At 61.0% G+C, this 20,306-nt stretch carries 19 protein-coding genes; 6 read left to right on the top strand and 13 right to left on the bottom strand.

From position 1 onward, the window contains the following. Positions 1-32: 32 nt before the first annotated feature. The gene (gene doeA, locus PQQ52_RS08160; RefSeq protein ID WP_408208960.1) at positions 33-1,253 is read right to left on the bottom strand and encodes an ectoine hydrolase DoeA; all 1,221 of its coding nucleotides are present in this window, start codon (positions 1,251-1,253) and stop codon (positions 33-35) included. A gap of 406 nt (positions 1,254-1,659) precedes the next feature. Between doeA and ehuA the strand changes: the two genes are divergently transcribed. The 6 genes from ehuA (at position 1,660) to PQQ52_RS08130 (ending at position 7,120) form a co-directional block, all read left to right on the top strand. After that, entirely contained in the window at positions 1,660-2,550 is an 891-nt protein-coding gene (gene ehuA / locus PQQ52_RS08155) for an ectoine/hydroxyectoine ABC transporter ATP-binding protein EhuA (protein WP_408209574.1), read from the top strand. Between the two features lie 67 nt (positions 2,551-2,617). Continuing rightward, positions 2,618-3,460, top strand: coding sequence for an ectoine/hydroxyectoine ABC transporter substrate-binding protein EhuB (ehuB, locus tag PQQ52_RS08150; protein WP_408208957.1), 843 nt, complete (start codon positions 2,618-2,620; stop codon positions 3,458-3,460). 73 nt (positions 3,461-3,533) lie between these two features. Further along, positions 3,534-4,193, top strand: a complete 660-nt coding sequence (gene ehuC, locus PQQ52_RS08145) for an ectoine/hydroxyectoine ABC transporter permease subunit EhuC (RefSeq protein ID WP_408208954.1) — start codon at positions 3,534-3,536, stop codon at positions 4,191-4,193. A 4-nt stretch (positions 4,194-4,197) separates the two neighbouring features. Then, complete coding sequence (ehuD, locus tag PQQ52_RS08140; protein ID WP_408208951.1) at positions 4,198-4,857, top strand: ectoine/hydroxyectoine ABC transporter permease subunit EhuD; 660 nt, start codon at positions 4,198-4,200, stop codon at positions 4,855-4,857. Positions 4,858-4,860: 3 nt separating this feature from the next. Further along, complete coding sequence (gene eutA / locus PQQ52_RS08135) at positions 4,861-5,634, top strand: ectoine utilization protein EutA (RefSeq protein ID WP_408208949.1); 774 nt, start codon at positions 4,861-4,863, stop codon at positions 5,632-5,634. Between the two features lie 148 nt (positions 5,635-5,782). Further along, a complete protein-coding gene (locus PQQ52_RS08130) occupies positions 5,783-7,120 on the top strand; it encodes an MFS transporter (protein ID WP_408208946.1) in 1,338 nt (445 codons plus the stop codon). Positions 7,121-7,142: 22 nt separating this feature from the next. Here the strand turns inward: PQQ52_RS08130 and PQQ52_RS08125 are convergent, their stop codons facing one another. The 12 genes from PQQ52_RS08125 to PQQ52_RS08070 form a co-directional block, all read right to left on the bottom strand. Further along, positions 7,143-7,976, bottom strand: coding sequence for an AraC family transcriptional regulator (locus tag PQQ52_RS08125; protein ID WP_408208944.1), 834 nt, complete (start codon positions 7,974-7,976; stop codon positions 7,143-7,145). A gap of 159 nt (positions 7,977-8,135) precedes the next feature. Beyond that, entirely contained in the window at positions 8,136-9,626 is a 1,491-nt protein-coding gene (locus PQQ52_RS08120) for a DHA2 family efflux MFS transporter permease subunit (RefSeq protein WP_408208942.1), read from the bottom strand. 169 nt (positions 9,627-9,795) lie between these two features. Continuing rightward, the gene (locus tag PQQ52_RS08115; RefSeq protein WP_408208939.1) at positions 9,796-10,473 is read right to left on the bottom strand and encodes a glutathione S-transferase; all 678 of its coding nucleotides are present in this window, start codon (positions 10,471-10,473) and stop codon (positions 9,796-9,798) included. Between the two features lie 99 nt (positions 10,474-10,572). Then, positions 10,573-11,796: a dienelactone hydrolase family protein gene (locus tag PQQ52_RS08110; protein ID WP_408208937.1), complete on the bottom strand. Its 1,224-nt coding sequence runs from the start codon at positions 11,794-11,796 to the stop codon at positions 10,573-10,575. A gap of 55 nt (positions 11,797-11,851) precedes the next feature. Beyond that, complete coding sequence (locus tag PQQ52_RS08105; protein ID WP_408209571.1) at positions 11,852-13,492, bottom strand: AMP-binding protein; 1,641 nt, start codon at positions 13,490-13,492, stop codon at positions 11,852-11,854. Between the two features lie 70 nt (positions 13,493-13,562). Further along, positions 13,563-13,958, bottom strand: coding sequence for a RidA family protein (locus PQQ52_RS08100; RefSeq protein ID WP_408208934.1), 396 nt, complete (start codon positions 13,956-13,958; stop codon positions 13,563-13,565). Further along, entirely contained in the window at positions 13,955-14,398 is a 444-nt protein-coding gene (locus PQQ52_RS08095) for an acyl-CoA thioesterase (protein WP_408208931.1), read from the bottom strand. Before PQQ52_RS08095 ends, PQQ52_RS08100 begins: the two co-directional genes overlap by 4 nt. Further along, positions 14,395-15,585, bottom strand: coding sequence for an acyl-CoA dehydrogenase family protein (locus PQQ52_RS08090; protein ID WP_408209568.1), 1,191 nt, complete (start codon positions 15,583-15,585; stop codon positions 14,395-14,397). The genes PQQ52_RS08095 and PQQ52_RS08090 overlap by 4 nt, the downstream gene beginning before the upstream one ends. Positions 15,586-15,613: 28 nt before the next feature. Continuing rightward, complete coding sequence (locus PQQ52_RS08085) at positions 15,614-16,465, bottom strand: enoyl-CoA hydratase family protein (protein ID WP_408208929.1); 852 nt, start codon at positions 16,463-16,465, stop codon at positions 15,614-15,616. 101 nt (positions 16,466-16,566) lie between these two features. Further along, positions 16,567-17,124 carry a MarR family winged helix-turn-helix transcriptional regulator gene (locus tag PQQ52_RS08080; protein ID WP_408208926.1) on the bottom strand — a complete coding sequence of 186 codons (558 nt, stop codon included), beginning with the start codon at positions 17,122-17,124 and terminating at the stop codon, positions 16,567-16,569. Beyond that, a complete protein-coding gene (locus PQQ52_RS08075) occupies positions 17,121-17,894 on the bottom strand; it encodes an SDR family NAD(P)-dependent oxidoreductase (RefSeq protein ID WP_408208923.1) in 774 nt (257 codons plus the stop codon). The genes PQQ52_RS08080 and PQQ52_RS08075 overlap by 4 nt, the downstream gene beginning before the upstream one ends. Beyond that, entirely contained in the window at positions 17,891-20,263 is a 2,373-nt protein-coding gene (locus PQQ52_RS08070) for a bifunctional salicylyl-CoA 5-hydroxylase/oxidoreductase (RefSeq protein ID WP_408208920.1), read from the bottom strand. The genes PQQ52_RS08075 and PQQ52_RS08070 overlap by 4 nt, the downstream gene beginning before the upstream one ends. Positions 20,264-20,306: the final 43 nt, after the last annotated feature.

Here is a 20,306-nt window from a genome sequence, read left to right as displayed (position 1 = left end):
TCGCGGTCACGGCGGCACAGGAGTTGACGGGTTTATGGTTTGACGAACAGTTTGCGCGGCGTGTTGCAGAAGGTCTCGACGCCGGTTTCGGTAATCAGGATGCTTTCGGTAATTTCGAGGCCCCAGTCGTCGAGCCACAGGCCGGGCATGAAGTGAAACGTCATGCCCGGTTCGAGGACGGTCTTGTCCCGCGGCCGCAGGCTCATCGTGCGTTCGCCCCAGTCCGGCGGATAGCTTGCACCGATCGGATAGCCGCAGCGACTGTTCTTCTCGATGCCGTATTTGTGCAGCACCGCGAAGAACGCGTTGGCGATGTCCTCGCACGTATTGCCGGGTTTGGCCGCAGCGAGACCCGCTTCAATGCCTTCCACCACCGCGCGTTCGCCGTCGATGAAATGCTTCGGCGGTTTGCCGAGATACACGGTGCGTGACTGCGGGCAGTGATAGCGCTTGAAGCAGCCGGCGATTTCGAAGAACGTACCGGCATCTTTGGCGAAGGGCGTGTCGTCCCAGGTTAGATGCGGGGCGGCGGCATCGGCGCCGGTGGGTAATAGCGGCACGATTGCTGGATAGTCACCACCGTAACCGTCGACGCCGGTAATGCCTGCCGAGTAGATCTCGGCAACCAGGTCGTTTTTGCGCATGCCGGGTTCGATCCGCTCGACGATATGCGCATGCATCTTTTCGACAATACGCGCGGCTACGCGCATGTATTCGATTTCACGCGGCGATTTAACGGCGCGCTGCCAGTTCACGAGACCGGTCGCGTCCTGCCATTTCGCCTTGGGAAGATGCGCGACGAGCGAGCGATAGGCCGCGGCGCTGAAATAGTAGTTGTCCATTTCCACGCCGATCTTCAGCGCGCCCCAGCCGCGTGCCTCGATCACCTCACGGGCGAGGTAATCCATGGGATGTCGCTCGGAAGACTGCACATAATGATCCGGATAACCGACGATCTGCTCGTGCTCCATAAAGACGGTGCGCCTGGCACCATTCGCGTCCTGGCCACGGCCGAACCAGACCGGTTCGCCGTCCAGCGCGAGCAGCACGCACTGATGCACGTAGAACGACCAACCGTCATAGCCGGTGAGCCAGGCCATGTTGGTCGGATCGGACACGATCAGGAGTTCGACCCCTGCTGCCTGCATCGCTTGACGCGTTTTACCGATCCGGGCGGCGTATTCGGCACGTTCAAACGGCAGGCGTACGACGGGCGCCGTGGTTCGTGGTTCCTGTTGCGTTGTATCTGACATCTTCCCCTCTCTCTGGCGTGACGTCGTTGCGGAAAGTGGTGACCCATGGACGCAATGAGACACCTGTAGGCGTTTCTGGCCGCAGTCTAATGCTGCGAAAAGCCGCTTTTAATGTGCTAGTTCAATCTTCATCGCTGGTCTGAATGGGCGGCACGGAACTCGGCGGTATCGCCGAGATTGGCTTCGCGCTGTGCTTATAGGTGTTGTCCCTGACTCGCACGCCGGTTTCTTGCCCGTCGCCCTTTGGCCTCATAGCGCGGTCCGGTTCTCCATGGAAAAAGAATTGTTCTAGGGCAATCGGAACGCAAATATGGCTTTGTATTCTGGTTTGCATAGCTCTTTGCCCAGAATCGCCGCCGCATCACCTTCCATCGAGCCAGGTATGACGAACGGGAACCGAATCGATATGAAAACCGCGCGAGTCGCCGACATGCTGAGCGCTTCAGCCATCGCCCCGGTGACACTTCCGTCGGCCTCTGCCGGCACCTTTCAGCCGCGCCGGGAGGCGCCGATGATAAAGCCGTTGATCAGCATCGATCGCATCACGAAGCGTTATGGCGCGCTGACCGTGCTCGACGAACTCTCGCTCGATGTAATGCCGGGCGAGAAGCTCGCGCTGATCGGCCCGTCGGGTTCCGGCAAGACCACGATCCTGCGCATCCTGATGACGCTCGAATCGATCGACGGCGGCCACATCGAATTGGACGGCGAACAACTGTTTCATATGCCGCACGGCGGCCAGATGGTGCCCGCGAACGAGCGCCACCTGCAGAAGATGCGCGAGAAGATCGGCATGGTCTTCCAGCACTTCAATCTGTTTCCGCACAAGAGCGTGCTCGATAACGTGACGCTCGCGCCCATGCTGACCAAAGGCGAGAGCCGCGAGTCGGCGGAAAAGCGCGCGCTGGAACTACTCGACATGGTCGGCATGGCCGACAAGGCGAGGAGCCGCCCGGCGCAACTCTCCGGCGGGCAGAAGCAACGCGTGGCGATTGCGCGGGCGCTGGCCCTCGCACCCAAGATCATGCTTTTCGACGAAGTGACTTCCGCGCTCGACCCCGAGCTCGTTGAAGAAGTGCTGAACGTGATGCAGCGGCTCGCCAAAGAAACCGATATGACGATGCTGCTCGTCACGCATGAAATGGGTTTTGCCCACGATTTTGCGGACCGTGTGCTGTTTTTCGATCGCGGCAGGATCGTGGAGGAAGGCAAGCCGGAAGATATCTTCAGTCATCCAGAGCATGAGCGAACCCAGGCGTTTCTTCGCAAGATCATCGCTGCGGGACATCGGATCTGATCTACCCGCGCTACACCACCACGCACCCTTAACGTTGCACGCCACCACGCTTTAGGAGCCAAAAATCATGAAATTGAAGGGGATTCTGATCACGGGAACGTTGTCGCTGCTGACCTTGACCGGTCTCGCAGTCGCGGCACAGGACAAACTCGCGCAACTCAGGGAGCAGGGCTTTGCGCGCATCGCGATCGCCAACGAACCGCCGTTTACCGCGGTCGGCGCCGACGGCAAGGTGACGGGTGCCGCGCCTGATGTAGCGCGAGCGGTCTTCAAGAAGCTGGGCGTCAACGATATCGTCGCGTCGATCTCCGAGTATGGCGCAATGATTCCAGGTCTCGCCGTGGGGCGGCATGATGCGATCGCAGCCGGTCTCTTCATGACCCCGCAGCGTTGCGCTGCGGTTGCTTACTCGGAGCCGGTGCTGTGCGCGGTGGAGGCGTTTGCAGTCAAGAAGGGCAACACCAAAAGTATCAAGACCTACGAGGAAATCGCCAAGGATCCTAAAGCTGTGATCGGCGTCGAAGGCGGCACGACCGAACAGAAACTCGCGACCGCCGCGCAGATTCCGACCGAACGCGTCGTCATCGTGCCGGACGGTCAGAGCGGCCTGAAGATGCTCCAGGACGGGCGCATCGACGCGTTCGCGCTGCCGCTGCTGTCGATCAGCGACCTGCTCTCGAAAGCGAAAGACGCCAACCTCGAATCGATCGCACCGGTGCAAGGCACACCCGTGCAATGCGACGGCGTGGCCTTCCGCAAGCAGGACACCGCGCTGCGTGATGCCTTCGACGTCGAGTTGAAGAAGATGAAGGAATCCGGCCAGTTCGCGAAGATCGTCGAGCCGTACGGGTTCTCGGCAAAAGCCGCGATGTCAACGAGCCGTGAAAAGCTGTGCGCGGCGAAAAACTGAATCTGCCCGGGCCGTTTGGCACGCTACGTCGTAGCACGCTAAACGGCCATTCCGTTGTCTGCGAGGTGCGCTGATGAACGACTGGTCCGGCTATCTGGTACTGATTCTGAAAGGCGCCGAGGCAACCGTTGAACTGACGGTGATGGGCACCGTGCTGGCGCTCGTGATGGCGTTCGTCGCCGGACTCGGGCGGCTGTCGCGATTCTTTGCGGTGCGCGCGCTCGCCACGTCGTATATCGAGTTTTTCCGTGGGACGTCGGTATTTGTCCAGTTGTTCTGGGCGTATTTCGTGTTGCCGATGGTCGGGCTCACCCTCACGCCGCTGCAGGCCGGTGTGCTCGCACTCGGTTTGAATGTGGGGGCGTACGGTGCGGAAGTGGTACGTGGCGCGGTCGTCGCGATCGGTCAGGAGCAAAGGAGTGCATGCATTGCGTTGAATCTGTCCACGTATCAACGCATGCGTCACGTGATCTTGCCGCAAGCCTTGCCGCTGATGCTGCCCACCTTCGGGAACAACGCAATCGAGTTGCTCAAAGGCACAGCAGTCGTATCGTTGATTTCGCTCGGCGATATGACATTCCAGGCGCAGGTCGTCCGCTCGCAAACCGGCAATACGTTGATACCGTTCGCGACGATTCTCGCGTTGTACTTCGCAATGGCCTGCCTGATTTCGTTCGGCGTGCGCAAGCTCGAACGCCGGATGACCTTTGGTCTCGACGGGATGAGGAGATAACCGTATGGAATGGGACTGGAGTTTCGCGCGCGGGATTATGCCGATCTTGCTGCAAGGTCTGAGGATCACCGTGCTTGCGACCTTGCTCGGCGCCGTGGTGGCGGCTGTGGTCGGCATGGCGTTCGCGATCTTGCGGCTTTCGCCGAATCGCGCGGTATCGCGGACCACGACGGCCGTGGCGAGCTTTATTCGCGGCACACCGTTGCTCGTGCAGCTTTACTTTGTTTTCTATGTGCTGCCCGATATCGGCATCCGGATGCCGGCGCTCGCCGCTGGTGTGCTCGCACTGGGCATTCACTATGCGACGTATACCGCCGAGGTCTATCGGACCGGCATCGAAAACGTACCGCGCGGGCAATGGGAAGCCGCCAAGGCGTGCAACCTGAGCCCGGCGCAGATGTGGCAGCACATCATCTTGCCCGAAGCGGTCCCGCCGATGCTGCCCGCGCTCGCGAACTATCTGATTTCGATGTTCAAGGAAACGCCGTTGCTGTCGGCGATTACGGTCCTCGAATTGATGAACGAGGCGAAGATCGTCGCGAACACGGACTATCGTTACCTCGAGCCTATGACGCTCGTCGGCGTGCTGTTTCTGTGTATCAGTCTTATTGCGGTGGTCGGCGTAAGGCTGCTCGAAAAACGCTTTCCCAACCTCGGGCACTAAGCGATGCTGACTTTCATCCATCTGCCAAGCCGGGTGCCGCGTCTGGACGATCGCGCCTTGGCCAAACGTATCGGCCTTGTGATCCTCGCAACCGATCACACCACGGAGCCGGACTTTGCGAGGCTCGTCGCGAATGAGCGTATCGGCGTCTACGTGAATCGCGTGCCATACGCAAATCCGGTGACGCCGGAGAATCTGCTCGCCATGCAGCCGTCGTTGACTGCCGGTGCTGCGTTGATCTTGCCCGACGAAACGCTCGACGTGGTGATGTATTCGTGCACGTCGGCGTCCGTCGTGATCGGAGAGGCGGAGATCGAGCAGGCTATCCATGCGGCGAAACCCGAGGCACAGGTCGTCACGCCTACCGCCGCGGCGGTCACCGCGCTCAAAGCGCTCGGCGCGCGCCGCATTAGCGTGCTGACGCCCTATACCGTTGAAACCAGTCAGCCGATGGCCGCGTACTTCACCGCGCAAGGTTTCATCATCGACCGCTTTACGTGCCTCGGTTTGACCGACGATCGGGAGATGGCGCGGATTTCGTACGACGATATCGTTGCTTTCGCGCGTGACGCGATGACGGAAGAATCCGATGCGCTCTTTATCTCCTGCACGGCGGTGCGGGCAACGGCGGTTATCACGCGTATTGAGGCCGCAATCGGCAAGGCGGTTGTGAGCAGCAATTTGGCCACGGCCTGGATGTGTCTGCGTCTTTGCGGCGACACCACCGCCAAGCCTGCGCAGGGACGATTGATGACGCTGCCGCTGTCTGTTCATTGAGGCGAATGGTTTAGCGCCGGTAGCCGGATGTTATGGAAAACCCCAACGATTGCATCGTCCTAGAACATCTTTCAAATATCGCCTCGGCGGTATTGTGGACTCGGGGCGGTGCTGAATGTGTCGGATCGCTCGAAATTCTGGAGGAACGATGAGCTACGTACATCCATTGAACAGCGAGGCCCTGCGACCCCAATCGCCGAGCCTGTTGCGCCGCGCCATCGCTGCTTCGGCTCTGGGCAACGCCACGGAGTGGTTCGACTATGGAATCTATGCCTATGGTCTGACCTACATATCGGCTGCGCTTTTCCCCGGCAGCACGGCGCAGGCCACCTTATTCGCACTCGCCACCTTTGCCATTTCGTTCCTGGTTCGTCCGCTTGGCGGCCTGTTCTGGGGGCCGCTCGGTGACCGGCTGGGGCGCAAACACGTGCTGGCGCTGACAATCATCATGATGTCAGTGGCAACGCTGCTGGTGGGGCTCGTGCCGACTTACGCGCGCATCGGATGGTGGGCGCCGGCGCTGCTGATCGTTTTGCGGATGATTCAGGGTTTTTCGACTGGCGGGGAGTATGGCGGCGCGGCGACGTTCATGGCCGAATATGCTCCCGACAGGAAGCGCGGTTTTTGCGGGAGTTTCCTTGAATTCGCCACCCTTGCAGGTTTCTCGCTCGGCGCGTTCCTGATGCTCGGTTGTTCCGTCGTGTTGGGAAGCACAGCCATGCATGCGTGGGGCTGGCGACTGCCGTTTCTGATCGCGGCGCCGCTTGGTCTGATTGGTTTCTATCTGCGCTCGAAACTGGAAGACACGCCGGTCTTCCTCGAACTGGAACAATCCGTCCACAAGGAACAGCGTACCTTCGTGCCGCTGAAAGCCTTGCTGACCGAATACTGGAAACCGCTGCTGTTGCTAGGCGGCCTGGTGGTGGCCTTGAACGTCGTCAATTACGTGTTGTTGGCTTATATGCCGACTTTCATGCAGAAACAGCTCGGCATGAGTGACAACATGTCCTTGCTCGTCCCGCTAATCGGTATGTTAGCGATGATGGTCTTTCTTCCTGTTGCCGGGACGTTCTCGGATCGGGTTGGCCGCAAGAACGTCTGGTGGTTTTCGCTGGTTGGCCTCTTTGTCGCGGCCATTCCGATGTTCCTCCTGATGAAGCACGGCGTGCCCGGCGCAATCGTAGGTTTCTCCCTGCTTGGCTTGTTGTATGTCCCGCAACTCGCCAGTATCTCGGCCATGTTCCCGGCGATGTTCCCCACGCAGGTGCGTTATGCCGGAATGGCGATCGCCTATAACATCTCAACGTCGATCTTCGGTGGAACAGCACCGATGGTGAACGAATGGCTCATCGCACATACCGGCAATACGCTTATGCCCGCGTACTACATGATGGGCGCTTGCGCGATTGGCGCGTTCGCGCTGATCTTCGTCACGGAGACATCGGGCTGTTCGATACGCGGGCGGGAGATACCCGGCAGGAAGTAGGGAATAGTCAACGCGCCAGTAATCAGGCCTTCAATGGCAGCCAGATTTCGAGCCCACCCATGCCGCTGACCGGGTCGAACTGCTCGCTATAGCGCTCGAAATTCGGCGCGTCCGCCGGCACACGTCCCGACGCCGGCAGCCATTGATTCCATATCGTGTTGACGGTGCGCCGGATCGACGAGATGTGCTCGCGGTGGCTGAATACCGCATAGCGCTGCGCCGCAATGCGTACGCGGCTCAACTCGGCGGGCAGCGCCGAGAAGTCGCTGACCTCGACGCCACACAGGTAGTCGAAATTGCCCGCGTCGTCGGCGTTGTAGCAAACGCCGTAGGCCACGCCGCCTACTTGCCCCGGCACCTTGCCGAAGTGATCCCCAAAGCGCTGCCATTGCGACGGAATGGCGGTGCTGGTGTCGCAGGTGTAGCGTTCGCTCAGGCCCGCGATGAGAAATGGTTTGCCGTCTTCGAAACGCGGCGGTTCCAGCTGGGTGAGAAGGGTTTCGTCCATTTTGATCGGCTCCACGATGGCAATGCTGTCGAGGTGACCACGCGCGCGCAGCGCTTCGGGTGTGAGTCCGAATTGCTCGCGAAACGCACGCGTGAATGCTTCATGAGAACCGTAGCCGGCGTTGACGGCGACCGTCAGGATGTCGGGCGCACCGTCGGCGAGACGCCGTGCCGCTTCGCTCAGGCGGCGCGCGCGAACATAGCGCATCACCGAAAGCCCGGTGGCCGCTTCGAAAGCACGCGCCAGGTGAAAGCGCGATACGCATCCGCAATTGGCGATGTCGTCGAGCGTCAGCTCGCGGGCAAAATGGCTTTCGATAAACCAGAGCGCTTTTCCAACGGGGTTCATATCCGCTCTCATGTCTGCATGAAGCCAGCATAGCCAGGCCCGATGCGGCGCATTTGATCGCGCTTGCGGTTTTGCAGCGGTCCGCTTGCAGGCGTGGTGAGCGGCGCGCGTTCAGGTAGGCGAAACGTTTTCGGCCAGTGAGCCGGAATACACCGCAGGTTAGTAGTTTTCCGTCGCGGCTTCATTGCCGGTGGAGCGAGACTGTTCCGATGCGGACGCGCCTTGAGCGTCCGCTTGAGCGCCGCCAGCTTGCCCCGGACGCAACAGCAAACCGCCCAGCACACCCGCCGCCGCGGCGAAGATCGCACCGAACAGAAACGCCACGTGATAGCCGCTGTTGAGCGCCGTCACCGCGTTTTCGGAAGCCTGCATCGCGTCGCTGCGCGCGGCCGCGAGACTCGCGAGCACCGCGAGGCCGAGTGCGCCACCCATCATGAACGACGTATTGACGATGCCGGACGCCAGGCCCGAATCGCTCGGACCGACGTCGCTCATGGCAGCGAGCAGCAGGGGATTGAATGCGATGCCCGCGCCGAAGCCGAGCAGCATCATGCCGGGCAGCACATCGAGCACGAAGCTGCCGTTGACCGGCGCGCGCGCAAACAGCGCGAGGCCACACGCCGCGACCAGCAACCCAACGGCAAGCGGAAGGCGCAGACCGAAGCGCATCACCACGCGCGCCGACAGGCCCAACGAAAAGAACGCCATGATCAGATTGGCAGGCAAAAACGCGAGCCCGACCTGCAATGGCCGGTAACCGAGCACACGCTGCAGATACAGCGCGGAGATGAAGAACCACGCGAACATGGCGGCCGCCCACAGTACACCGACCACATTCGCCGTCGCGACATTGCGCAAGCGGAACAGACCGAGCGGCATCAACGGATGCTGCACGCGCGCTTCGATCACGAGAAACACGGCCAGCAGGACGAGCGCGGCGAACAGCATGCCCAGCGTCTGCACCGAAGTCCAGCCGGCTTCATTGCCGTTCACGACCGCGTACACGGCCAGCATCAGCGAAGCAGTCACCGTGACCGCGCCGGCCACGTCGAGCCGTTCGCCATGGGCGTGACCGCGTGCCGACGGCAGGAGCGCGAGGCACAGTGCGTAGACGGCGATGCCAATTGGCAGATTGACGAGAAAGATCCAGTGCCAGCTCAGCAGGTTAGTCAGCAGGCCGCCGAGCAAGACGCCGATGCTGCCGCCACCCGCGCAGACGAAGCCATATACGCCCATTGCTTTAGCCCGTTCACCGGTTTCGGAGAACAGATTCATGATCAGCGACAGCGAGACAGCGGAGACGACCGCGCCGCCCAAACCCTGCACGGCACGTGCGCACACCAGCAGCACTTGCGAATTCGCCATGCCGCATGCGAGCGATGCCAGCGTGAACAACGTGATGCCGCCGAGAAACAGCTTGCGATGGCCGTACAGATCGCCGAGCCGTCCGCCAAGCAGCAGGCAGCCGCCGAAAGTGAGCATGTACGCATTGACCACCCACACCAGTGAGGTCTCGGTAAAGCCGAGGTCCGCGGCGATAGACGGCAATGCAACGTTCACGATCGTCGTATCGAGCACAATCATGAGCACGCCGAGGCACAGAACGATCAGCGCCAGCCAGCGTTTGTTGCCGTGGATGGAATGGGTCATGCGGGGACTCCTTTGCCGTGGTCAAGCGGGTGCAAGCGGATGCCGGACGTGCCGCCGCTCGGCACGAAGTCGGAAACCCGGTCGGCAACCGTTGATGGCAATGAGGAATTTGAGTCTAGCACCCGCGACTTTCGACCCACAACTACGAATTCCTGGGCGACGCTTGCCGTCAATCGCCACCCAGCAGTTCGTACTTGCCGCCGCGCTCCAACGCCCGCTGATAAGCCGGCCGCGCGTGAATGCGCTTCAGGAAATCGACTACCGCGGGAATCTGTCCCTCCATGCCGCCGCGTGCGGTAGCGGCTTCGAGCGGGAAACTCATCTGAACGTCAGCCGCCGTGAAATCGTTGCCGACGAACCAGCCGGTCGCGCTCAATTCCTGATTGATGTAGCCGAGGTGCAGCTTCAACTGCGGATCGACGAAGCTCGATTGCAGTGTCGACGCGATCTTGCGGGCAATCGGCTTGGCGAAGAAGGGCATCGGCGCGCCGGCAATGCGCAGGGCGATCAGTTTGAGCAGCAACGGCGGCATCGCCGAGCCTTCCGCGTAATGCAGCCAGTAGGTGTAACGCAGCCGATCGGGCGTCCCTGCCGCGGGCGCAAAGCGGCCCTGACCGTACTTGTCCACCAGATACTCGATGATCGCGCCGGATTCGGCGAGGGTCTGGCCGTCGTCGGTAATGACGGGCGACTTGCCGAGCGGATGCACCGCGCGCAACTCGGGCGGCGCCAGCATCGTTTTCGGGTCGCGCTCGTAGCGCTTGATCTCGTACGGAACGCCGAGTTCTTCGAGCAGCCACAACACGCGTTGCGAGCGGGAGTTGTTCAGATGATGGACGATCAGCATGGGTCGAGGACGGTGGGCTGTGGAGAGTCACATCATAGGGAGGTTGTGCCGAGGAGTGGCTCTAGTTGCGCGCCCCTGGTTAAGCCTCACACCCGCGCGTCACACCCGCGACTTCGCGCCCATTAACTGATTCGACGGCAATGTCTCATCAAGCAGCTTGCGCGCGCTTTCGATGCCGGCCACCGGCAGTCCCTCGGGATTGAGCAAGCCGACCTGCACCAGCACCGATGCCTGATCCCAATAGATGTGCTCGTTGTACAGCTTGTCGCCGCGAAAGCACACCACCGCCAGCATGGGTACTTCGAAATATTTGCCGGTCGGCGCGACGCCCGGCAGCAACCAGTCGATTTCGCAGCTATGCGTGCAACTGAAAATGAACTCGTCGACGATGCGATCCGCGCCGATCGTACGCGAAATTGGAATCAGCTTCGTATCGGCGGGATTCGAATTGACGAAGTGATGCGTGTAGAAACGCTTGAGCTTGTCATGCCCTACGCCGCCCGTCATGGTGGGGACGTGATTGACATAGGGTTGCGCGACCATGGTCGGCATGACCGCATCGACGTCGCGCGTGGCGAACTCGTAGTAGCAATGTGCTTCCCACAACGTGTTCAGATCGTAGACCGGGCCGAGCACTTTGCGCAGCAGCGCGAGCGTGCGCGAATAGGCCATCATCGCGGCGGGTTTGTCGTACTGCGGGCGCGATGGCGCGGCGAAGGCGTGATCGCAGCCCGGGTACACGTATTGCTCGATCTGCGGACGCGTGCGCAATGCGGCGCTGATTCGCTCGCGCGTTTCGGGCGGACAGTGTGCGTCGTTTTCGGGGAAATGAAACACCATTGGGCAGCGCACGGCCGGTACCTCATCCAGGTACGCTTCAAGGCCAACGCCGTAGTAGCTGACCGCGCAGTCCACGTCAGTGCGCGCCGCACTCAGGAACGCGAGTTTGCCGCCGAGACAGTAACCGACTGTGCCCACCTTGCCGGCCTGTTCGGGCAAGGTGCGCAATGCCGCGACCGTTGCCGCGATATCGTCGACAGCGAGATCGACATCGAAGCGCCCGAGATAATCGAGCGCCTGCTTCATATCAGCTTCGCCATAGCCGAGTGAGATGCCCGGCTTGATCCGCCAGAACAGATCCGGCACCAGTACCACATAACCTTCTTCTGCGAATCGGTCGGCCATCGACTTCATCGTGTCATTGATGCCGAAAATCTCCTGCAGCAAGACGAGCCCTGGGCCCGAGCCTTGCGCCGGACGCGCGACGTAGGCATTGAAACGGCCGCCATCCTGGGCGACGACTTCGACGAAAGAAGCGGCCATGCGGTATGTCTCCTGTGCAAAATAGTTGCCGCGGAAAGAGGGGCGACGCGAGGGGCTACACGAGTGTACGCAACTCAAACCGTTTGAGCTTGCCGGTTTCGGTGCGTGGCAGCGAGCCGACGAAAGCGATGACGCGTGGGTATTTATACGGCGCTACGCAATTTTTCACGAAATCCTGCAGTTGCGCGACCAGTTTGTCATCCGGCGCATAACCTGGATTCAGCACCACGAAGGCTTTGACGATCTGCCCGCGCGTCTCATCCGCCACGCCGATTACGCCGCATTCGGCCACTGCGTCGTGTTGCAGCAGCACACTTTCTACTTCCGGGCCGGAGATGTTGTAGCCGGCGGAGACGATCATGTCGTCGGCGCGGGCTTGATAAAACACATAGCCGTCTTCGTCGAGATAGACTGAGTCGCCGGGAAGGTTCCAGCCGTCGCGGACAAACTTCGTTTGCCGTTCGTCGGCCAGATAGCGGCAGCCAGTCGGCCCGCGCACCGCGAGTTTGCCGATGGTGCCGGGCGCAACGGGTTGCATGGCGTCGTCCACGGCTTGCACGACGTAACCTGGCACCGCGCGGCCAATGGCATGCGGACGAATCTCGTCGCCTTGCGCCGAGATGAAAATATGGATCAGTTCGGTGCCGCCGATCCCGTCGATCATTTCAATGCCGCTTGCGTCGTGCCAGAGACGGCGCGTCGAATCCGGCAAGGCTTCTCCCGCCGACACCGTTTTCTTCAGGCTTGAAACGTCGTGATGCGCAACGAGCGGGGCCATTTGCCGATAGAACGTCGGCGCGGTGAACATGATCGTCGCGTGAAAGCGTTCGACTGTTTGAAGCAAGGTCTCGGGCGTGAGCCGTTCGATCAGCACCGTCGACGCACCCACTCGCAGCGGAAAGCACAGCAGGCCGCCCAGGCCGAATGTGAAAGCGAGCGGTGGCGTGCCGCAAAAAATATCGCTCGATGAAGGTTTTAAAACATGACGCGGAAACAGATCGCACATCGCCAGCACGTCGCGATGAAAATGCATGCAGCCCTTCGGCGCGCCCGTCGTGCCACTGGTGAAGGCGATCAGGCAGACGTCGTCCGCGGCGGTGTCGCAGGCGGTGAAGTGATCCGGTTTGTTGATCGCGAGGGTGTCGAGCGAATCGGCGGAATCATCATGAAACAGGCGCGTCTGTTTCAGGCCCGCGCAGTAGAACTCGTCCTGAGGATTGTTGCAGCGCGCAAGTTCATCGATCAGGCGCGCGTCGCATAGCGCTGCGCTGACCTGTGCCTTCTCGATGATCTGCTTGAGTTCCTTCGCACGCAGCAGCGGCATGGTGGGCACCACCACGAGGCCGGCCTTCAGCGCAGCGAGTGCCGTTACCGCCATGTGCAGCGTATTCGGTCCACGCAGCAGCACGCGGTTGCCCGGCTGCAAACCCATTTCGTCGACCAGCACGTGCGCGCTGCGATTCACGAGCGCAAGCAGCTCGCCATAAGTGGTTGCCTGCGGCTTCCCCTCTACGTCCGACCAGATCGCCGGATGATCGCGATGGCCGGCTTCAATGGTCGTGTCGAGCAATTCCGTCGCGCAATTGAAGCGCGCCGGGTAGGCAACGGCTGGGTTGTCGAACAGAAAGACAGGCCATTGATCCTGCGGCGGAAGACTATCGCGCGCGAAGGTATCGACGTGTGCTGACGGTTCCATCATGGTCTCCCGGGCGTTGAGCCGGCTGAGTGCGCTTCGGTTGGCTTGGTGGGTTTCGTGTTTCGTGCGCTTACTGGGGAATCACTGCCGTGGCTTCGATTTCGACCTTGGCTTCGTCTTCGATCAACGCGACGACCTGTACCGCGCTCATCGCAATGTCGTAGTCGCCGATCAATTCGCGAAACGCTCGGCCGATGTCTTTCAATGCGGCGAGGTACTCGCGCTTGTCTGTGACGTACCACGTCATGCGGACCAGATGCTCGGGCGTGCCACCTGCTTCGTGCAGTACGGCGACTACGTTCTTGAGCGCCAGGATGGCTTGCTGCGCGAAGTCGGTAGTCTGGAAACGCGCCTGTTCGTCCCAGCCGATCTGGCCGGCGATGAACACTTGCGTACCGCTTGCCGCGACGCCGTTCGCGTAGCCGCGCGGCTTGATCCAACCAGTGGGGAGGAGGGCTTTTTTCATGAGCGATGCGCCTCGATAGATTCGGGCTGTGGGGCGAACATCGCGAGCGCGCTCGCGATGTCGTCGGGAATGTCGATCGATGTGCCGCTTTCGAGCGATGTCGTGACCAGTACCTGTTTCGCGCTGAAGCGTATTTCGCCGCCGTGCTGGCCGACGATCTCGATGCTGATAGAGCGGCGTCCCACCTTCGTGACGTTGAGTGCCAGCGTGATCGTTTCGCCCATCTGGCTCGGCCGCGAAAACTCGCAATCGAGTTTGACGATCGGCAAGCCGATGCGGCGTTGCGCGATCATCTGCGCATAGTCGATATGCAGGGCTTCGTTGAACCAGTCTTCGACCAGCGCGTTGGTCATCACCAGATACTGCGGAAAGAACACGATGCCGGCGGGATCGCAGTGCTGGAAGCGGATGCGGACCGGTCTTTCGAAGGTGGTGGTCATTTCGCTGCGTCCCTGGTGGCTTGCGCAGCGTAAGCCTTCAAAAGGTCGCGGCCGATAATCAACTGCTGCACTTCAGTCGCGCCTTCATAGATCCGCAGCGCACGAATCTCGCGGTACAGCATCTCGACGGCAGTGCCGCTTTGCACGCCCATGCCGCCAAAGAGTTGCACGGCGGCGTCGATCACCTGTTGCGCGCCTTCGCTTGCGTGCCACTTGGCCATCGCGGCTTCACGCGTAACGTTTTCGCCCTGATCACGCAGCCAGGCCGCGCGATAGACCAGTAATGCGCTACTGTCGATCGTCAATGCCATCTGTGCAAGCTTGGCTTGCGTCAGTTGAAAATCGCCGAGTGTCTGTCCGAACATCTTGCGCGACGACGCACGCGAGAGACCTTCAGCCATGGCATGCCGTGCGAAGCCCAACGATGCAGCCGCCACCGACGTGCGGAAAATATCCAGCGTACGCATCGCGAGCTTGAACCCCTCGCCGGGTGCGCCGAGCATCTGACTGCGCGGCACGCGTGCGCCGGCAAAGTGCAATCGCGCCAGGGGATGCGGCGCGATTACGTCGATGCGTTCGGCGATTTCCAGACCCGGCGTGTCGGCATCCACGATGAATGCCGTGATGCCGCGTGCGCCCGGCGCTTCACCGGTTCTGGCGAACACCACGTAGAAATCGGCGATGCCGCCATTGGAGATCCACGTCTTGTCGCCGTCGAGAATGTAGGCGTCGCCGTCTTCGCGTGCACTCAATGCCATTGCCGCGACGTCCGATCCCGCTTCCGGTTCCGACAAGGCGAATGCGGCGAGAGCCGTACCGTTCGCCACGCGCGGCAAATAACGCGCCTTTTGCTCATGCGTGCCGCCGAGCGAGATTGCGCCTGAGCCGAGACCTTGCATCGCCAATGCGAAATCCGCGAGGCCGGAATGTTTCGCGAGCGTTTCGCGCAGCAGACACACGGCGCGTGTTTCGATGGTGTCACCGTGGCCGCCATAAGCAACGCCGCCAACGCCGTATTTCAGCCAGCCCGCCGAACCGAGTTCGCGGACCAGATGGCGGCAGGTCGCATCGACGTCGTCGTGCGCTACATGCGAGAGATTCGCGCGGCACCATGCTTCGATACCCGCAGCCAGTTCGCGATGACGTGGTTCGAAGAACGGCCAGGCCAGCGCGCTGTGCAGATCCATATCGCTGTTATCGCTGTGAGTGCTCAATTCAATCTCCCTCGAACACCGGGCGGGACTTCGCGGCAAACGCGCTATACGCACGTTCAAAATCACGCGTGCTCATGCAGATTGCCTGTGCTTGCGCTTCGGATTCGATCGCTTCGTCGATGCTCATGCTCCATTCCTGATGCAGCATCTTCTTCGTGATGCCGTGCGCGAAAGTCGGACCGGCGACGAGATCGGCGGCAAGCTTTTGCGCCTCCGCGAGGAGGGCTGCCGGTTCGCACAGGCGGTTGTAGAAACCCCAGGCGTGACCTTCGTCACCACTCGCCGAGCGGCCGGTGAACAGCAATTCGGCGGCGCGTCCCTGGCCGATGATGCGCGGCAGGATCGCGCAAGCGCCCATATCGCAACCCGCGAGACCGACACGCGAGAACAGGAACGCGAGCTTGCTGCGCGCGGTGCCCAGGCGCATGTCGGACGACATCGCCAGAATTGCGCCGGCGCCGGCGCATACGCCGTCGACCGCGGCAATGATGGGCTGCGGACAATGGCGCATTGCCTTGACCAGATCGCCGGTCATGCGCGTGAACAACAGCAGTTCCGGCATGGGCAGATCGATCAGCGGCGCGATGATGTCGTGCACATCGCCGCCGGAGCAGAAGTTCTCGCCTGCGCCGTGAATCACTATGGCCTTGACGTCGGTCGCGTAGGCGAGTTGGCGGAACAGATCGCGCAATTCCGCATACGATTCGAACGTCAGCGGGTTTTTGCGTTCGGGGCGGTTCAGCGTGATAGTCGCGACTTTGTCGGCGACCGACCAGCCGAAGTGCCGCGCCTCGTAACCGGCGAGCGTCAGGCGGTTGCCGGCCAGCAGGGCGTCGGCGTTGGATCGTGTCATGAGTCTCTCCTGTCGATCAGAATTGACGCTTTAGCGTGTCGTCCAGAGTTGGCGCTTTAGCAGCCTTCTCGGGTCATATGCAAAGCCAGGTTCGATGAGGATCAGTCTTTCAGACTGTCCAGCAGATGGTTCTTAAGCTTGCCGAGACGCTGATGGGTGCGCGATTTTTCATCGAGACTCAAGCCGCCAAACAGTTCGACGACCCATTGCTCATGCGCGATGGCCATCTTGTCGAACGTCTTTCGACCCGTGGGCGTGAGGCACACGCTGATCGAACGGCGATCGTTCGGATCGGTATCACGCGACACCAGGCCTTCTTTTTCGAGCTGATCCGTGATGCCGGTCACGTTGCCGCCCGTCACCATCAAACGGCGCGACAGCTCGGTCATCTTCAGGCCTTCCGGATGACGTTCAAGCTGCGCCATCAAATCGAATCGCGGCAGCGTGGTGTCGAATTCGTTGCGCAGGCGCTTGCGCAGCTCGGCTTGCACGAGATTGGTCGTGGTCAGCATGCGCAGCCACAAACGCAGGCCCATATGACTATCGGCGCCGGTGCTCATTTCCAGATCCACGACGTTCTCCGCTGGTTTGGCAACGCCTTTGCGCGGCGGCTTGACTTCGAGCGATGAGGGCTTCTTGATGTTCGGCGACTTGGTCACATTACTTCTCCACCGGAGATGGAAATGGATTGGCCCGTGATCGCGTCCGAACCCGGTTGGCAGAGCCAAAGCACCGCATTAGCGACCTGTTCCGGGCTCACGAAACGATGTTGCGGATTCGAGCGAAGCAAGGTTTCGCGCGCCTGCTGTTCGGTGCGCGAAGTCTTGCTGGTGATCTGCTCGAGCGATGCGTGAAGCAGTTCGGTCTCCGTGTAGCCGGGACACACGGCATTGACGGTGACGCCTTTCGTCGCGACTTCCAGTGCGAGTGAGCGCGTCAGGCCGATTACACCGTGTTTCGCCGCGCAGTACGCCGCGACGTAGGCATAGCCGATTTGCCCTGCGGTGCTCGCAACATTGACGATGCGTCCGTGGCCGCGTTCGAGCATGCCAGGCAATACGGCGCGCGTGCCGAGGAACACGCCCGTGAGGTTCACGTCGAGCATGCGCTGCCAGAGCGCCATGTCGGTGTGAGTGAAGGGTGCCGCTTGAGCCTGACCGGCGTTGTTGACGAGGATGTCGATTGCCCCGACCTGTGCGAATGCCTTCTCGACCGAATCTTCGCTAGCGACGTCGACGCTGATGCAGGCGACCTCGCCGAGTCCGTTGAAATTTTCCCGCTGTGCATCAAGACGTTGTGCATTGCGTCCCATCAAGGTGACGCGAGCACCGGCACGCAAGAGCGCTTCGGCCACTGCCGCGCCAATGCCGCTGCCACCGCCTGTGACGACAGCATGCTGTCCTGCGAGCGTTCTGGTGGGCGTATTCACGTGGTTCCCTCCGCACGTTGCGCGCGCTCTTGTGGCGACAGGCCGGCATTCGCCGCAACCTGTGCACGCTCACGTTCGAGATTGCGTTCGAGTTGCGACTTGGCCGCTGTGTAAGGCTTCGGCCACATCACATCGAAATAGCCGATTTTTGCGGCTTCATTCAGCGTCCACGACGGATTCGCCAGATGTGGTCGCGCAATCGCGCAGAGATCCGCGCGCCCCGCGGCGATGATGCTGTTCACGTGATCCGCTTCCGAGATGGCACCAACAGCGATCGTTGCGATGCCGGCTTCGTTGCGTACACGGTCGGCGAATGGCGTCTGGAACATGCGGCCATAAACGGGCTTTTCCTGCTTGCTGACCTGGCCCGACGAGACGTCGATCATGTCGGCGCCTGCCGCTTTGAAGGCGCTCGCGATTTGCACGGCGTCGTCAGGCGTGGTGCCGCCTTCGACCCAGTCGTTAGCGGAAATACGCACGGAGATCGGTTTGTCTTGCGGCCAGACTGCGCGGATCGCCTTGAAGACCTGCAGTGGGTAGCGCAGGCGATTTTCCAGCGATCCGCCGTATTCGTCGGTGCGCTGGTTGGTCAGCGGTGACAGGAAGCTCGACAGAAAGTAGCCGTGTGCGCAGTGCAGTTCGAGCCAATCGAAGCCCGCTTCTGCGGACATTTGCGTGGCACGTACGAATTGCGCTTCGATTTCTTGCAGTTCGTCGCGCGAGGCTTCGTGCGAGTACTGACTGACGCCGCTCAAGTATTGCTGCGGCGATGCGGACACGAGCGGCCAGTTATCTTCGTCAAGCGGCTGGTCGATGCCTTCCCATGCGACGCGTGTCGATCCTTTCGCACCGGAATGCCCCAGCTGAATGCCGATTTTCGCGTCCGACTGACTGTGCACGAGGTCAACGATCCGCTTCCACGCCCTGAGATGTTCTGGCGCGTACATGCCGGGACAGGCGGGCGTGATGCGCGCTTCGGGCGACACGCAGGTCATTTCCGTCATCACGAGCCCGGCGCCGCCCATCGCGCGAGCACCGAGATGCATCAGGTGATAGTCACCGGCAATGCCGTCGACGGCGGAGTATTGCGCCATCGGCGAGACGACCACGCGATTTTTCAGCGTGATGCCACGCAGCGTGAAGGGCGTGAACATCGGCGGAACGGAGTGTTTTTCGGGCGCGCGGTCAACACCGGAGCGGTGCGCGAGCCAGTCTTCGAACGTCGAAAGATAGCCCGCGTCACGCTCACGCAAATTCTCGTGCGAAATGCGCTGCGAGCGCGTGAGCAGCGAATAGGCGAACTGTTCCGGTTCGAACGACGTATAGCGATCGACATGTTCGAACCACTCCGTCGAATTGCGCGCGGCGTTCTGGATACGCAAGACGTCGATACTGCGGACGTCCGTGTAGTGCTGCAACGCGGCGGCCAAATCACCCGGATGCGCGCCGATGCTGTTGGCGAGTTCAATCGAATCTTCGAGCGCGAGCTTGGTGCCCGAGCCGATGGAGAAATGTGCGGTGTGCGCTGCGTCGCCCATCAGCACGATCGGCGTTTGTGTGCCGTCGGCATTGCCGCGCCAATGCACCCATTCTTCATTGACAACGCGCGGAAAGCGAATCCATTGCGATGAGCCGCGCAAATGCGCAGCGTTTGATAGCAACGCATTGCCATCCAGATACTTGGCAAACAGCTTCTCGCAGAACGCGATGCTGTCTTCCTTGCTCATTTCGTCGAGACCGGCGGCGCGCCACACGCGCTCCGGTGTTTCCACAATGAAAGTGGAGGTTTGATCGTCGAAGCGATAGGCGTGAGCCTGAAACCAGCCGAACTCGGTTTCTTCGAAGGCGAAGGTGAACGCGTCGAAGAGTTTTTTGGTGCCGAGCCAGACGAAGCGGCAATCGCGCATGTCGATGGCGGGCTTGTAGGTGGCGGTGTGCTTCTGGCGGATTGCGCTGTTGGCGCCATCACAGGCGACGATCAGGTCGGCTTCGTAGGTGGTGTCGTCCGTGACCTGGGTTTCGAAAACCAGCTTGACGCCCAGTTCTTCGCAGCGCGCCTGCAGGATATTCAGCAGACGTTTGCGGCCGATGCCACAAAAGCCATGGCCCGACGAGCGAATCTGCCTGCCGCGGAAATTGATCTCGATGTCGTCCCAGTGATTGAAGGCGTCGAGGATTGCGTCCGCGCTTGGAGCGTCGGCGGCGCGCAGGTTGCCGAGCGTCTGGTCGGAGAATACGACCCCCCATCCGAAGGTGTCATACGGGCGATTGCGTTCGACCACCGTGACGTCATACGCCGGGTTCCGGCCCTTCATTAACAAACCGAAGTACAACCCGGCCGGGCCGCCGCCGATACAGACGATGCGCATGCTGACTCTCCCACGTGGACTTTGCTCTGGAGGGTAATTTAGG

The organism is Paraburkholderia sediminicola, from assembly GCF_046030555.1.
In the GTDB taxonomy this organism is placed as follows: domain Bacteria; phylum Pseudomonadota; class Gammaproteobacteria; order Burkholderiales; family Burkholderiaceae; genus Paraburkholderia; species Paraburkholderia sediminicola_E.
The sequence above is the reverse complement of the archived record's forward strand: the minus strand, read 5'-3'. Positions and strand labels throughout refer to the sequence as shown.